This is a genomic window from Candidatus Nealsonbacteria bacterium DGGOD1a (genome assembly GCA_022530585.1).
In the GTDB taxonomy this organism is placed as follows: domain Bacteria; phylum Patescibacteriota; class Minisyncoccia; order Minisyncoccales; family UBA5738; genus UBA5738.
Genome location: CP092821.1, coordinates 837828 through 852441, shown reverse-complemented (window position 1 = coordinate 852441; position 14614 = coordinate 837828). Strand labels below are relative to the sequence as shown.

The 14614-nt window shown below is 47.6% G+C and carries 12 protein-coding genes, 1 tRNA gene and 1 other RNA gene; all 14 read left to right on the top strand.

The genetic code is table 11. From position 1 onward, the window contains the following. Nucleotides 1–220: 220 nt before the first annotated feature. Nucleotides 221–1996 carry a type IV secretion system DNA-binding domain-containing protein gene (locus L7H18_04225; GenBank protein ID UMX47622.1) on the top strand — a complete coding sequence of 592 codons (1776 nt, stop codon included), beginning with the start codon at nt 221–223 and terminating at the stop codon, nt 1994–1996. An 11-nt stretch (nt 1997–2007) separates the two neighbouring features. Next, entirely contained in the window at nt 2008–3198 is a 1191-nt protein-coding gene (locus tag L7H18_04220) for a phosphoglycerate kinase (GenBank protein ID UMX47621.1), read from the top strand. A gap of 6 nt (nt 3199–3204) precedes the next feature. Next, on the top strand, nt 3205–4365 hold the full coding sequence (locus L7H18_04215; protein ID UMX47620.1) for a DHH family phosphoesterase: 1161 nt from the start codon (nt 3205–3207) through the stop codon (nt 4363–4365). A 7-nt stretch (nt 4366–4372) separates the two neighbouring features. Continuing rightward, the gene (locus L7H18_04210; GenBank protein ID UMX47619.1) at nt 4373–5005 is read left to right on the top strand and encodes a hypothetical protein; all 633 of its coding nucleotides are present in this window, start codon (nt 4373–4375) and stop codon (nt 5003–5005) included. Nucleotides 5006–5163: 158 nt separating this feature from the next. Then, on the top strand, nt 5164–6453 hold the full coding sequence (locus L7H18_04205; GenBank protein ID UMX47618.1) for an ISNCY family transposase: 1290 nt from the start codon (nt 5164–5166) through the stop codon (nt 6451–6453). A gap of 199 nt (nt 6454–6652) precedes the next feature. Then, nucleotides 6653–7030: RNase P RNA component class A (gene rnpB / locus L7H18_04200), an RNA gene on the top strand. 72 nt (nt 7031–7102) lie between these two features. After that, entirely contained in the window at nt 7103–8665 is a 1563-nt protein-coding gene (gene murJ / locus L7H18_04195) for a murein biosynthesis integral membrane protein MurJ (GenBank protein ID UMX47617.1), read from the top strand. Nucleotides 8666–8742: 77 nt separating this feature from the next. Next, the gene (gene lepA / locus L7H18_04190) at nt 8743–10548 is read left to right on the top strand and encodes a translation elongation factor 4 (GenBank protein ID UMX47616.1); all 1806 of its coding nucleotides are present in this window, start codon (nt 8743–8745) and stop codon (nt 10546–10548) included. 674 nt (nt 10549–11222) lie between these two features. Continuing rightward, nucleotides 11223–11627: a septum formation initiator family protein gene (locus tag L7H18_04185; GenBank protein UMX47615.1), complete on the top strand. Its 405-nt coding sequence runs from the start codon at nt 11223–11225 to the stop codon at nt 11625–11627. Nucleotides 11628–11743: 116 nt separating this feature from the next. Beyond that, nucleotides 11744–12193, top strand: coding sequence for an IS200/IS605 family transposase (gene tnpA, locus L7H18_04180; GenBank protein UMX47614.1), 450 nt, complete (start codon nt 11744–11746; stop codon nt 12191–12193). 67 nt (nt 12194–12260) lie between these two features. Then, nucleotides 12261–12647, top strand: a complete 387-nt coding sequence (locus L7H18_04175) for a four helix bundle protein (GenBank protein UMX47613.1) — start codon at nt 12261–12263, stop codon at nt 12645–12647. 85 nt (nt 12648–12732) lie between these two features. Continuing rightward, nucleotides 12733–12806: transfer RNA gene (locus L7H18_04170), tRNA-Gly, on the top strand. A 1090-nt stretch (nt 12807–13896) separates the two neighbouring features. After that, complete coding sequence (locus L7H18_04165; protein UMX47612.1) at nt 13897–14217, top strand: hypothetical protein; 321 nt, start codon at nt 13897–13899, stop codon at nt 14215–14217. A gap of 149 nt (nt 14218–14366) precedes the next feature. Beyond that, the gene (locus tag L7H18_04160; protein UMX47611.1) at nt 14367–14603 is read left to right on the top strand and encodes a hypothetical protein; all 237 of its coding nucleotides are present in this window, start codon (nt 14367–14369) and stop codon (nt 14601–14603) included. Nucleotides 14604–14614 lie beyond the last annotated feature (11 nt).

Sequence of the window (14614 nt, the reverse complement as noted above, 5' to 3'; positions counted from 1 at the left end):
ACCAATTATCTTCGATTATGAAACGCTTTGCATTTGGGGTCTATCCCTTGTGTAATCGCAAGGGTTAGACCCCTCCAAAGCATTTGAATTTAATTGTTTCGTAATTCAAAGGAAAATTGTTAATTGTTAATTGAAAATTATGGCATTGATGCCGTTGGTCAAATTTTGCCAAAAAAGGTATTATATAACAATAAGACAAAGGAGCAATCCCGCATTCGTTATGGCTCAAAAAGAAAAGATAATTTATATTGGCGAAGTTTCCTGGCGCAACCAGAGAACCAAATTCGGCATTAAAACCGACGATCGCCGCCGGCATATGTATTTGGTGGGGAAGACCGGTATGGGTAAATCCAACCTTCTTGAGAATATGGCCATTCAGGATATTCAGGCCGGCAACGGCATCGCGTTTATCGATCCGCACGGCGAAGCCGCGGAAAAACTTTTGGATTATATTCCTTCCCACCGGGTCAACGATGTGATTTATTTCAATCCGGGAGATGTGGCTTTTCCCACGGCATTCAATGTGATGGAAATCACCAATCCCGAGCATCGAAACTTGATCGCCGCGGGGTTGATGGCGGTGTTTAAAAAGATATGGCCCGATGTATGGTCGGCGCGGATGGAATATATCTTAAACAACACGATTCTCGCGCTTTTGGAATATCCGAATTCAACTTTGCTGGGAATCAACCGCATGTTTTCCGATGCGGAATTCCGCGCCAAGGTGGTGGAAAAAGTTACCGATCCGATCATCAGGGCGTTCTGGGTGAATGAATACGCCAAGTACAACCAGAAATACGAACAGGAATCAACCGCGGCCATTCAGAATAAGATCGGCCAGTTTATCGCCAATCCGTTGATGCGCAATATCATCGGCCAGGTAAAATCTTCCATCGACATACGCAAGATAATGGATGAAAAAAAGATACTGATAGTGAATATCTCCAAAGGAATGGTGGGCGAGGACGCGTCGCGGCTTTTCGGCGCGATGGTGATCACCAAGCTCCAGCTGGCGGCGATGTCGCGCCAGAACATTCCCGAGGAGCAAAGAACCGATTTCTATTGCTATGTCGACGAGTTCCAGAATTTCGCCACGGATTCGTTTGTCAATATTCTTTCGGAAGCGCGCAAATACCGCCTGTCGCTGATCCTGGCCAACCAGTATCTGGGCCAGCTGGAAGAAATGGGCGCCAACGGCAAAAGTTCGCGGGTCAAGGACGCGGTTTTCGGCAATGTGGGCACGATCATTACATTCCGGGTGGGCGCCGAGGACGCGGAGTTTCTGGAGCCGGAATTCACGCCCGAGATCACCATCGAAGATTTCGTGAATCTCGGCAAATATCATATTTATTTGAAATTGATGATCGACGGCATTACCAGCGCGCCGTTTTCGGCGATCACTTTGCCGCCGATGGAGAAAGGCGCGGTTTCGGAAAAAGAAAAAATCATCCGCGCTTCCCGCGAACGCTACAGCGTGGCGCGCGAAGTGATCGAAGAGAAGATCGCCAAATGGAGCGGTGAAATGAACGAAGCGGCGGCCAAGACTCCGGGAATGCCCGCGGACGGACAAAGCCAAACCAAGATGCACGAGATAACCTGTTCAATGTGCGGCAAAAAAACCAAAGTGATATTCGAGCCCGAACCGGGCCGGAAGGTTTATTGCAAGCCATGTTTGAAAAAACTGCAGAACGACAATGCCCGCGGCAACGGCGATGTTGCCGCCAAAACCGATAATTACGCGCAAAAAACCGGGGACAACGGCGATGATCGACGGCAACAGAAGAGCGCGCCGGAAATATCCGCGTCCGCGCCGATATCCGCGCCGCCAAGAATATCGTTGTCGGATTTGGCGCGCGCGAATCCGGTGCGTTTCGCCGGCCAAAAAAATGACTCGCCCGGCTATCGGCCGAAAAAAGAGGTGCGGATGGATGAGCTTAAAAAGGCGCTCAACGAAGCTCTGGGCGGTGCGGCGGATAACGAAAAATCCGAAAAATAAAAATATTTATTATGAAATTCTTATCGGAAGGTGATTTCAAAAACAAAAGAGTGTTGGTGAGGTGCGATTTTAATGTCGCGATCGGCGACGATGGCGAAATCAGCGATGATTTCCGGATTGTCAAAACCCTGCCCACGATAAAATTTTTGGCCAAAAAGGGCGCGGTCACGGTTTTGATGAGCCATTTGGAGAACGGAGGCAAACCGGTCAGTTTGCGGATCGCGGCCAAGCGTTTGGAAAAATTGCTTTCGCTGCCGGTGAAATTTTTGGATGATTGCGCGGGCGGAAAAATCGACAAAGAAATCAAATCCGCCAAGCCCGGGAAAATCATAATGCTTGAAAATCTGCGGTTTCATGAACAAGAAAAGGCCAATGACGACGCTTTCGCCCGCCAGCTTGCCAAAATGGGAGATTGCTATGTTAATGAAGCGTTTTCCTGTTCGCACCGGGAACACGCGTCGATCACGGGCGTTCCCAAATATATGCCTTCCTATGCCGGATTGCTTTTCGAAGATGAAATCAACAAACTTTCCCGAATACTGAAGGAACCGGCCCGGCCTTTCGTGGTTGTTATCGGCGGCGCCAAAATCGAAACAAAAAGCAAAGTGATCGCCAACATATTGAAGGTCGCGGATCATGTTTTGATCGGTTCAAAGATCGGCGAGAAGATATTGGCGCAGAAACGGCAGTTGATGGGTCGGGAAAGCGGTCCGGACGATCCGGCCATCGACGCGATCAACTTGACCAGTCCCAAAATCCATCTTCCGATCGACGGTATTCTGGCTTTAAAGGGCGCCGTCGAAGGATATTCAAGAACCGCGGCGATCGGAACGATGCGCGGCGAGGAAGAAATCTATGATATCGGTCCGGAAACGGTTAAAATTTTTTCCGAGATAATCAACGACGCCAAAACGGTTTTTTTCAACGGCCCGGTGGGTTTGTCCGAGCGTCCGGCGTTTGCCGCGGGCACAAAAGCGATACTGGAAACGATTGCCCGGGCGAACAACGCTTATCGAGTGGCCGGCGGGGGAGAAACATTGGAAGCGATTCATAAATATAAGGCGGAAAAGAATTTTGAATTTCTGTCCACCGGAGGCGGCGCGATGCTGGAATATCTGGCGGGCGGCCGGTTGCCGGGAATCGCCGCTTTGGAAGCCGCACCCGACATTCAAAGCGAACCGGCGCCGACCGTGAATAAATAATTAAAAATGGAAAACGAAAAGATAAAAAATTTGGATAAGGCCACGGAACGGATAAAACTTGCCGCCGCCGGCAAGGAAAGAATAATAATCTACGGCGACGCCGATCTTGACGGCGTGAGCGCCGCGATTATGGCCGGCGAGATCGTGAAGAATATCGGCGGCAATGTGGCGGCCTATCACTTTCCGAATCGGGAAAAAGAAGGTTACGGGATTACGAAAACCGCGCTGGAAGTTCTCGCGCCGCTCGCTCCGGCGCTTTTGATTGCGGTTGATCTGGGAATCGGCAATTTCAAAGAGGTTAAGCTTGCCCGCGAGGCCGGGTTTTCCACGCTGATCATCGATCACCATGAGATTCTGGACGGCGTGCCCGAAGCCGATATAATTGTCGATCCCAAACAGCCGGGAGATTCTTCGCCGTTTAAATTTTATTGCGCGGCGGGATTGGTTTTCAAACTGGCCGAGGAGCTTTTCGGCCCGGATTTTTACGGAAATTTGCGGCAAAGTTTTGCCGAACTGGCCGCGCTGGCCACGATCGCGGATATGATGCCGCGCGAAGCCGGGAACAATGATATTATCGACGAAGGTTTGCTGACGGTAAAACAATCGTTTCGGCCCGGTTTGCGCGCGTTTTTTGAAACAGATGCGTTTTTTGAAAATGATTCGCGCAATTTCAACAATCGTCTAAGCAAAATAATCGCGGTATTGAATGTGCGCGATATGCGCGGCGGCGCGCCCGCGGCGTTTGAATTGCTGACCACCGATTCGCTGGAGAGATCGCAAGAGTTAATAAAAGAATTTTTGGAAATCAACAAGTTGCGCCGGGCAAAGATCGACGGGGTGGTCGAGGAAATAAAAAAGCGGGTTTTCGGAATCGAATGCCCGATAATTTTTGAAGGCAGTCCCGATTGGGATATGAATCTTTTGGGAACCGTGGCGTCGATTTTGAATATCGATTACAAAAAGCCGGTTTTCATCTACAAGAAACTCGATTTCGATTGCCAGGGAACGGTGCGGAGCATTGATGCCATTGACAGCGTGGCGTTGATGAAAAAATGCAAAAATTTGCTAATAAGTTTCGGCGGGCATCCCAAAGCCGGCGGCTTTCGCGTGAAAAACGAAAATCTGGAAAAATTCAAACAATGCTTGATCGACAATCTTAAGAAATGATAAAATTATGATTGACCAAAAAAACAAAATAAAAATGATATTGGCCGCGATTATCCTTGTTTCGGCCGCCGCCGGAACCGGTTTTTATTTGATGTTTGGACAAAACAATTTTCAGGCGGGAGATTTCGCGGGGTGGAAAACTTACAAGAACGGCGAATACGGATTTGAATTGAAGTATCCGGCGGAATTGGCTAAAAAAGAAAAAACCGCGAATCCAAGCGATGGCACCGAGGGCGGAATCGGGTTCACGCTTTATGAAAACGCCGATCCGGCGAACGACAAAAAGGCCGAGGCAATGGTGTTTAGCGCGGGTAAATTCGTGTCCAATCCGGATAAATCGGCGATTGCCGCGCCGCTCGCGGAAGATGAGTGCAAAATACCCGCCGCGGACGCTTTGAATCAAAGCATAAAACTCACGGATAAGAATATTTCCGGCGCCAATTTCACGCGGATTGAAACCGGGCAGGATGAAACCGCCCAAGGCGGAATGGCGAGCCACTATATCGGCTATGTCGCGAAGATCAAGGATGTTTGTTACAGGTTTGTGTTTTTTTACGCAAAAGACGGCAACGAAGGCAAACAAACCGATATTGATCTTTTCGAAAAAATAATCTCCACCGTCACCCTCGCTTCGTCGTAAGCAGATTTTTCGTAACTCCTTGCCGCGCTTTTATAAAAGGGTCCGACCCTTTTAAAAATATTTATCTGTCATTTAATAATAGTAATGTCATAGTACGGTGATAATAGAAATGTCATACCTCGCGGTATGATGGGATTAATAAATTAATCCCATCAACCATGGAAAAAGAAATTATTGGTATGACGCAAAAAGATTTAGCCAAGTATCAAGTGATCAAGAATTTGATTGCCAAATTGATCAACGGCACGGACGCGGCCAAGCAATTATCTCTGTCGGTAAGGCAGGTAAAGCGTTTGAAGGCAAGAACAATCGCCAATGGCGCCAAAGGCATCATTCACAAATTAAGAGGCAGGGAAAGCAACCACAAAACCGATCCGGCATTGTATCAAGAAGCCAAAGATATAATTGAAACAAATTACCCTGATTTCGGTCCCGTATTCGCCCATGAAAAGCTGGTGGAAATCCATCGTCTGGATATCGGCCCGGCCGCCACGCGAAACTTGATGATCAAAGAAAAAATCTGGATTCCCAAAAAACGAAAGCGCAACAAACAATATCGCTCCCAAAGGGAACGCAAGGACAGTTTCGGCGAGATGATCCAGTTTGACGGTTGCTACCATTTCTGGTTTGAAGGTCGCGGCGGGGAATTTTGCCTGCTCTCCGGCATTGACGATGCCACCGGCAAGCCGGTCAAGCTCAAACTCGGCACAAGCGAAGGCATTCAAGATGTCTTTGCCTACTGGAAGGAATACATTCAAAAATACGGCAAGCCGATTGCCATCTACTTGGACAAATTCAGCACTTACAAAATCAACCACAAGAACGCCAAAGACAATCATGAGCTGTTAACGCAATTTCAAAGGGCTTGCAAAGAATTGGATATTGCCCTGATCACCGCCCACAGTCCGCAAGCCAAAGGCCGGGTGGAGAATCCTTTCGGCACCTTCCAAGACCGGCTGGTAAAGGAATTGCGCTTGCAAAACATTTCCACTGTTGAAGAAGCCAATGAGTTTTTGGAAGAATTCTGGGCCGGCGACTACGGCAAAAGATTCGCCGTCGCTCCCAAAATCAAGACCGATCTGCATCGCAAACTGACCGACAAGGAATTATCGAATTTGGACGCGATATTCTCGGTCCAGTCAACCCGGCAAGTGAAAAATGACTTTACCATTCAATTCAAAAATCATTGGTATCAATTAAGCAAAGAACAGCCATTAACAATCCGGCGGCAAGAAAAAGCGCTGGTTGAAGAACGGCTTGACGGATCGCTGGCGATCAGATTGCGCGGCAAATACTTGAATTTCAAGCTTTTGCCGGCCAAGCCGCAAAAGGCGGCTGAGCCGCTGCCGGTGGCGATTGCGGCGAGCAAGGCGCGCACTCCGGCGCCGAACCATCCCTGGCGCGGAAAGTTTGCCAAGCTGGAAGAATACGAAAAGGTATTTTCTTGAAAGCGAAATTTTCTAAAAATTTTTCCAAGTATGACATTTCTAAAAAAATTCAGGGTATGACATTTCTATTATCATTTGACATTAAAAATATTTATCTTGACAGGTGTTGATTTTAATTGTTAAACTATAGAAGTTACGATAACAAGAGTTCTGGAACTAACGGGATATGCCGCGAAAACGGGACGATTGGACGGAAAACCCAAGCTGGTACGCAATCGCTCCCGAAGATTAAAATCTTCGAGAGAGGAAAGTCCGAACACTCTTCCCGAACCGCAAGGCGAGGGAAAAAAGCAGAGGGTAATTCCCTTCGACCGCGAGGTAGAGGTGCGAACAGTGACGCTCGAGCCGAAAGGCGGAAGAATCCCAAGCCGAAAGGCCGGGGATTAATCCTATGGCGACATAGGGGTGAAACGGCTAAATCCTTGCTCGGGTGCAAGGTTAAACACCCCGCCCAAAGCGGGGTGAAAAGTAAACCGCTTGAGGCCGCGAAGCAATTTGCGGTCCAGATAAATGATTGCTTGGTCCCGCCAAATCCGGCGGGGCGACACAGAATTCGGCTTATTGCCGGCTTGGGTTTTCCGTTTTTAGGGTCTATCTTTCGTGTGATCGCGAGGGTTAGACCCTTTTTAAAGAGTATTTGTTGTATTTTATGTTCAATCATTTTTCTAACGGCAACCTGATTAACGCGCAAAGCCGGGGAATCGCCGTTCCGGCAATGATTTTGGCGGTTTCGGCGGTTGCCAGCCGGTTGCTGGGAGTGTTGCGCGACTGGCTGTTGGCGGCGCGGTTCGGCGCCGGATCGGATTTGGATGTGTATTTCGCGGCGTTCCGCATCCCGGACTTTATTTACAATGTTTTGGTTTTCGGCGGGATCACAGTGGCATTTCTGCCGCTTTTTTCGGATTATTACCAAAAAGACAAGGAAAGCGCGTGGCGTTTTACAAACAACATCCTGAATGTTTTTTTTGGTTTGCTGGCGTTGTCGGCCGCGGTTTTTTTTGTTTTCGCGCCGCAGCTTGTGGTTTTGGTGGCGCCCGGATTTTCGCCGGAACAATTAAGCCAAACCGCGTTTTTGAGCCGGTTGATGTTCTTGAGTCCCGTAATTTTCGGAATCGCATCGATATTTTCGGGAGTTCTGCAATACTTTAAAAAATTTCTGGCCTACAGCTTGGCCGCGCCGCTTTATAACCTGGGAATCATCGCGGGAATTTTATTTCTGGCGCCCGAATGGGGAATCGCGGGCGCGGGCGTTGGCGTGATTCTGGGCGCGTTGCTTTATCTGGCGATTCAAATCGCGCCCGCGGTCAAATGCGGTTTTCGCTGGCGGGCCGTTTTTGATTTGCGCGCCGAATCATTAAAGCGGGTATTTGGTTTGATGTTACCCCGCACTTTGGGGATCGCGGCCAATCAGATAAATCTGATCATACCCACGATCATCGGTTCAACTTTGGCGCCGGGATCGATTACGATTTTTAATTTGGCCAGCAATATCTTTTCTCTGCCGGTGGGGATTGTCGGCGTTTCCTGGGCCACGGCGGCATTCGCGCCATTTTCAAAATATTTCACCGAAGGCCGGACGCAAAAATTGGCCCAAAAATTTTCTCAAACTTTGCGCCAGGTTGGCTTCTTGGCGATTCCGGCCGCGGTTTTGATATTCTTTTTAAGCCGGCCGTTGGTGGATTTTTTGTATCGGCACGGGGAATTCGACGCTTATGACGCGGAGATTTGCGCGCTCACATTAATGGTTTTCTGTTTGGGAATATATTTCGCGGCCGCAATGCCGGCGCTGTTTCGCTTGTTTTTCGCCATGAAAGACACCGCTTCGCCCACTTGGTCCACGGTTGTTTCGGTGGCGGCAAATATCGCCATGAGTTTTTGGTTCGTCTTTTGGTTCGCGCCCTGGGCTCGGATTTTGGGATTGGCGCTGGCTTATGGCATCGCCAATTTGTTGCAATTTGCGATACTGTGGTTTTTGCTCCGGCGCAAAAACCGGGTGCCGGTTTTGGCGAGAGAGATTTGTTTTTCCTTGTTTAAATCGATCGGCGCTGGAATTTTTATGGCGCTTGCGCTATATTTGACGATGGAAGCTTTGCCGTTTTCCGTTGGTCCGCTTTCGACTTTGCTTGCCGGCGGCGCGGTCGGCGGCGCGGTTTATCTGGCCGCGGCTTGGCTTTTTAGAACGCCCGAGATTAAGGAATTATTGGCTTCTTGAATTGCCATTGCAATGCTCAAAGCATTGCTACTGCATTGCAATGCTTTGAGCATTGCAAAATACCTATTTGTAAAAAGATGCACGATCAATCGAAAATAAGGAATTTTGTGATCATCAGCCATGTTGATCACGGCAAGTCGACTTTGGCCGACCGGTTTTTGGAAATAACCGGCACCATCAAAAAAGACAAGCTGGAAACACAGCATCTGGATATGATGGATTTGGAAAAGGAAAGGGGGATAACCATTAAAATGACGCCGGTGCGGATGGAATACAAGGGATACGCGATGAACTTGATCGACACACCCGGCCATGTGGATTTTGGCTATGAAGTGAGCCGCAGTCTGGAGGCGGTGGAAGGCGCGATTTTATTGGTGGATGTGGCGCAGGGTATTCAGGCGCAGACTTTGGCCAACCTTGATCTGGCGCGAAAACAGAATTTGGTGATTATTCCGGCGATCAATAAAATCGATTTGCCGTATGCCAAAGTCGATGAAGCCAAAGCCGATCTGGCCGCGCTTTTGAATTTAAAGCCGGAGGATATTTTCGCGGTGTCGGCGCGCAGCGGTTTGAATGTGGACCAATTGCTGGACGAGGTGATTAAAAAAGTGCCGGCGCCCCTCGGTGACAAGGAAAAACCCTTGCGCGCGCTGGTGTTTGATTCTAAATACGACCCTTATCAGGGGGTGATCGCGTATGTGCGCCTGATGGACGGCCGCGTGGCGTTCAACGATAAATTGCGATTGATACAAAATAAAGTTGACGGCATTGTCAAGGAAACCGGTTATTTTTTGCCGCAAATGGAGAAATCAACCGGTTTGGTTTGCGGCGAGATCGGTTATGTTGCCACAGGCGTTAAAGACCCGGAAAAGGTGCGGGTGGGGGAAACGATCACGCAGGCTTGGGCGTACAGTGAAAAGACCAAAACTTTTTTGGTCCGGCCTTTGCCGGGTTATGACGAACCCAAGCCGATGATCTTCGCTTCGGTCTATCCGGAAAACGCCGATGATTTCGATGATTTGAAAGTGGCGCTGTCGAAACTGAAATTGAGCGACCCGTCGTTTATTTTTGAGCCGGAAATGAAAGAATTTTTGGGACGGGGTTATCGTTGCGGTTTTTTGGGAACTTTGCACGCCGAAATCGTTTGCGAACGGCTGTTTCGCGAATTTGATCTGGATCTGATAATTTCTTCGCCGTCGGTGGTCTACAAGATCAAGGATAACCGGGGCGACGAACAGGTGATCTATACGAGCAGCGATTGGCCCGACCAATCGGCGGTCAAGGAAGCTTCCGAGCCGTGGGTGAAGCTGGAGATCGTCACGCCGATCGATTATCTGGGACCGATTTCGGATATGGCCAAAGAATACAATGCCATTTATATCAACACCGATTATGTGGGCAATGAAAAATTGCTTTTGGGCTACGAGATTCCGATGCGCAAGATCGTGAGCGGATTCTATGATTCGCTCAAGGGTGTAAGCCAGGGTTACGCGTCGATGAACTACGAGCTTATCGGTTATCGGCCGGCCAATTTGGTCAAGCTGGAAATTTTGATCAACGGCGAGAAGGAAGAAGCGTTCGCCAAGATCGTTCCCGAGGAAGAAGCGATGCCCGAGGGCCGCAAGATCGCCGCCAAGCTCAAGGATAAATTGCCATCGCAAATGTTTTCCCTGCCGATTCAGGCGGTTTTGGGCGGCAAAGTGGTGGCGCGCGAAACTTTGGGCGCCAAGAGAAGAGATGTAACCGCGCCGTTGTACGGCGGCGATGTGACCCGAAAAAACAAATTATTGAAAAAACAAAAAGAAGGCAAGAAGAAATTGCAAGCTCGCGGCCAGGTCCATATCCCGCCCACGGTGTTTATGGATATGTTCAAAGCCGGCTAAACGCCGAAGTGGACGATTATTGACCGGGGAGCAAATTCGTTGAGGTTTGACCTCAGCTTTTGGGAGGTCAATCCTCAACGAATTTGCGGCAATCGATGGTATAATAGCCAAATTATAATTACGCAAAAACGCCAGGTACGGCGTTTTTTTAGTTGAATTAACGGATTCTTCAGTAGAGCGCGACCGCGACCAAGGACAGGACGGTGCTCAAGGCCACAAAAATGATCATAACTTTCCAGACGCCCTTGATGATTTTTTTGGATTTCATATTTGTTTGTTTTTGAGGTAAAATAACTTATCGGTTCGGCGGATATCCAATGTATTATTTATCGGATATTTCGAGGCGTAAGTCAAGCGATCCAAGTTAATCGTTCGCTGAAGATAATGCCAAAGCAAATCTGTGGAGACTTGACTTCAGCTTCGCCGCTAGGCGAATGGGAAGTCAATTCTCAACGGATTCGCGGTGTTGCATTTAAATTCCTTTGAACTACGAAATTAGCGTTTGGGGAAATTTGACTTCAGCTTTTGGGAAGTCAATTTTCACCAAACGCGGCGGTAACCGCGCAAATTTTGAAATCAAATTTCCGCGATTACGCCGAAAATTGATTTCAAAATTTGCTATTTCGTAATTTAAAGTAAATTGGTAATTGAAAATTTTGTTATTTTGAATCCATATGGCAATCAGGATTCCAAAAATCAGGAAGAAGTCTTCGCTGAAATCAAAATTCGTCTCGGCGGCGGCGGGGTTGGCCGCTTTGGCCGTGGTCGCGTTTTTGGCACTTTCGAATTGGCGCATCTACAATAGCCGCCAGGCGCTGGATGTCGAGATCAAAAAAATGCAGGGGCAGATTCAGATTTTGGAAGAACGCCGTGACGCGCTCAAAGCCGGCTTGAACGCCGCGCAGGGGGAAAGTTTCCAGGAGGAAAAGATGCGCGAGCAAGGTTATAAAAAACCGGGCGAAGAGGTGATCGCGGTCTTGCAAGACGGACAAACCTCTGCTACAAAACAAGATGGAACCGTTTCCGGCGACACCTTCTGGAGTGACCTGTGGGAAAAAATCAAAGGAATCAAACCTTAAATAATGTTTTCACCCTGTCGGTCTTGCCGCAGGGAACAACTTAAGGGGGTGGTTTGGTAGGGGGATATCCCCCTACCATCACGCGCGAAAGCGCGTCCGTGTTACAATAAGCCAATATGGAGCAAGAAAAGCGGGATATCTGGCGTTGGTACCACAATGTTTCCGAATGTTATTACCACATCCAGATTACGGTCAAATATCGCAAAGCATTACTGAACGAAAAGGTGATTGCCGCAATTGTCGAGAGCCTGAAAGGATTTATGGAACGGTACGCCATTGAGATCAGCCATGTGGGATTCGACCAAGACCACGCCCATATTCTGGCAAGATTCCTGCCGAAGTATTCCGGCGGCCAGGTTATCAAAATAATAAAAAGCATTACCGCGCGCGAGGTGTTCCGGCAAGTTCCCGAAATTAAAAAAGAACTCTGGGGTGGAGATTTCTGGACAGACGGCTATTATATCGCTACGATCAGCGCACGCGGTAATAGGAAAGTTATTGAGCGATACATTCAAAACCAAGGCAGACCAAAAGACGTGAGCCAGTTACGATTGTTTGAATTGTAGCTGCGAACGCCCTGCGGTCTTGCCGCAGGGTCATTTACAATTTTTAATTTTCAAATTCCAATTTTCAATGAATGTTTCAAATTGCAATGTTTCAAATGGTGGCAAAAGCTACGATCTGGAAGAACGCACCGCTAAATTTGGCGAGAGTGTTATAATCTTTTGCAGAGCGGTAAAACAAGATACGATTTCAAAACCGCTTATCAGCCAAATCGTAAGGTCGGGCACGAGTGTCGGTGCGAATTATATGGAAGCAAATGGCGCCAGCTCAAAGAAGGACTTTAGGAACAAAATTTATATTTGCAAGAAAGAATGTCAAGAAACAAAACATTGGTTAAGGATGATCGCGGTTTGTTTTCCGGAAAACAAGGAAGAAATACGAAAATTGTGGCAGGAAGCGCAAGAATTGACGATGATATTCCAGAAAATAGTAAATACATCACAAAAAGAAGACTGAATCGGCATTTGAAACATTGAAAATTTTTTGAAAATTGAAGTTTTAATGAAAATTAAAAATTGTCCCGCCACGGCGGGACGAACTCGCGAGTGTCGTACAGTGGCAGTACATGACCTTCCCAAGGTCGAGACGAGGGTCCGATTCCCTTCACTCGCTCCATTAAGTAACTTAAGTCAGTTTTAGGAGGAAAATTTTTCGCGGCGGCGACCGCCGCCCATTGAATTGCGGGCCTTCCCGTGATTTTTTTGGCGGAAAGATGCAGGTCCGAGCCGAAGATTTTTTTGGCGGATACCTTTTTGGCGGAAAGATCCGAATTTTGAGCGATTTTCCCTATATTTTGCGCTTCATTTAGCCATTCTCGCATCGGTCCGAGCCAACTATTACGGCCCTGCTCAAGATCGCCGATTTTCTCTTCCAGCGTTTTCTTCCGGCTCATAAGATCGGCCTTCTTTTGGCGATAGTCCTCGCGGTCGACGTCTTGATCGAGATAGCTGTCCAAAAGGCGCGGGAGCTTGGTTTTAATGTCTTGTAGCTCATCGCGCGATGCTTGAGTGAGGACGGCGGAAGATTGAGAGATTCCTTGTTCTTCTTTTGCGGTCATTTGCGATAATCGATTTGCCCAATCTTCGGGCAAAGAAAATTTTTGCAATTCTTCGGACAACTGCCGGTCGAGTTCTTCCTCGCGGATATACTTTTCCAAACACTTAACGGTTTTTGATTTTTTGGTACAGCGGTAATAGGTATGGCCTTTTCTGACTTCGGCGGTTATTCCCATTCCGCAATTTCCGCAATGAAGCAAACCGCAAAGCGGTTTCGGGTCATTCGCTTTCCTTTGCGGTTTGCCGCGATCTCTCAAAACTTCTTGCACTTTATCAAAAAGTTTCTTTGTGATAATTGGCTCGTGTTTTCCTTCGTGGATTTCGCCTAAAAACCGGAAATGTCCGTAGTAGAAAGGATTTAATAAAATATGGGACACTTGGCTCCGTTTGACGCATCTTTTAGTTCCTCTGGTTACGATTCCGTTTTGCGCGAGAAAAGCAGAAATATCTTCGAGCCTTGATTCGTTCTTGGCGTACAATTCAAACGCTTCTTTGATGATTTTCGCTTTCTTTCTATCAACCGCAATACTTTTATCGCGCGAATCGTTTATATAACCAACCGGTACGCGGCCCGGATATTCGCCGCGCCTTAACTTTTGGCGAAGCCCTCTTTTGGTATTTTCCGAAAGCGAATCGATATAATATTTGCTTTGGCCAAAAGAAATATTCAACATGAATTTTCCCTGCGGCGTGGGTTCAAACCAAAAGGTGGGGAAGCGCAAGGCGGCGATTGTGCCGGTATCGACAAGATAGATGATCTTGCCGCCGTCAACGCTGTTGCGGGCCAACCGGTCGGGGTGCCAAGCAATGATGCCTTGCGCCCGGCCTTTCTCTATCTGTTCGACCATCTTGTTGAAGATCGGCCTTCCCGGAATCTTGGCCGATTGTTTTTCAATGAAAGTCTCGATGATGGTCAAATTCTCGCGCGTAGCAAAATCGCGCAATTCGGAAAGCTGCGCCTCAATAGATAGGACTTGTTTATCCTCAACATCCGTAGATTTTCTGGCGTATAGAAAATAATTTAACATGTTAGCTTGACTTATATCTACAATACGCTAAGCTCTTACCAAGGGTTCATCTTATTTGCAAGGGTAATATATCTATAACAAAAACAAAGCATATGAGCAAGCAGTCACCAAAAAATGAAAGTTCACGCGAAAGGTTTTGTCGTTTGGCAACTTTACGCACAAACATGGTTTTAAAGCGTCTAAAAGTTCTGGGAAATTGCGCGAATAGACATGTTTATGAATATAATGAAGAAGATATAGATAAAATATTTTCTGAAATCGAAAAAAAAATCAAAGAAACGAAATCTAAATTTATTTTTTCCAAAAAAACAGGAGAATTTAAATTGTAAATATTTTGAAT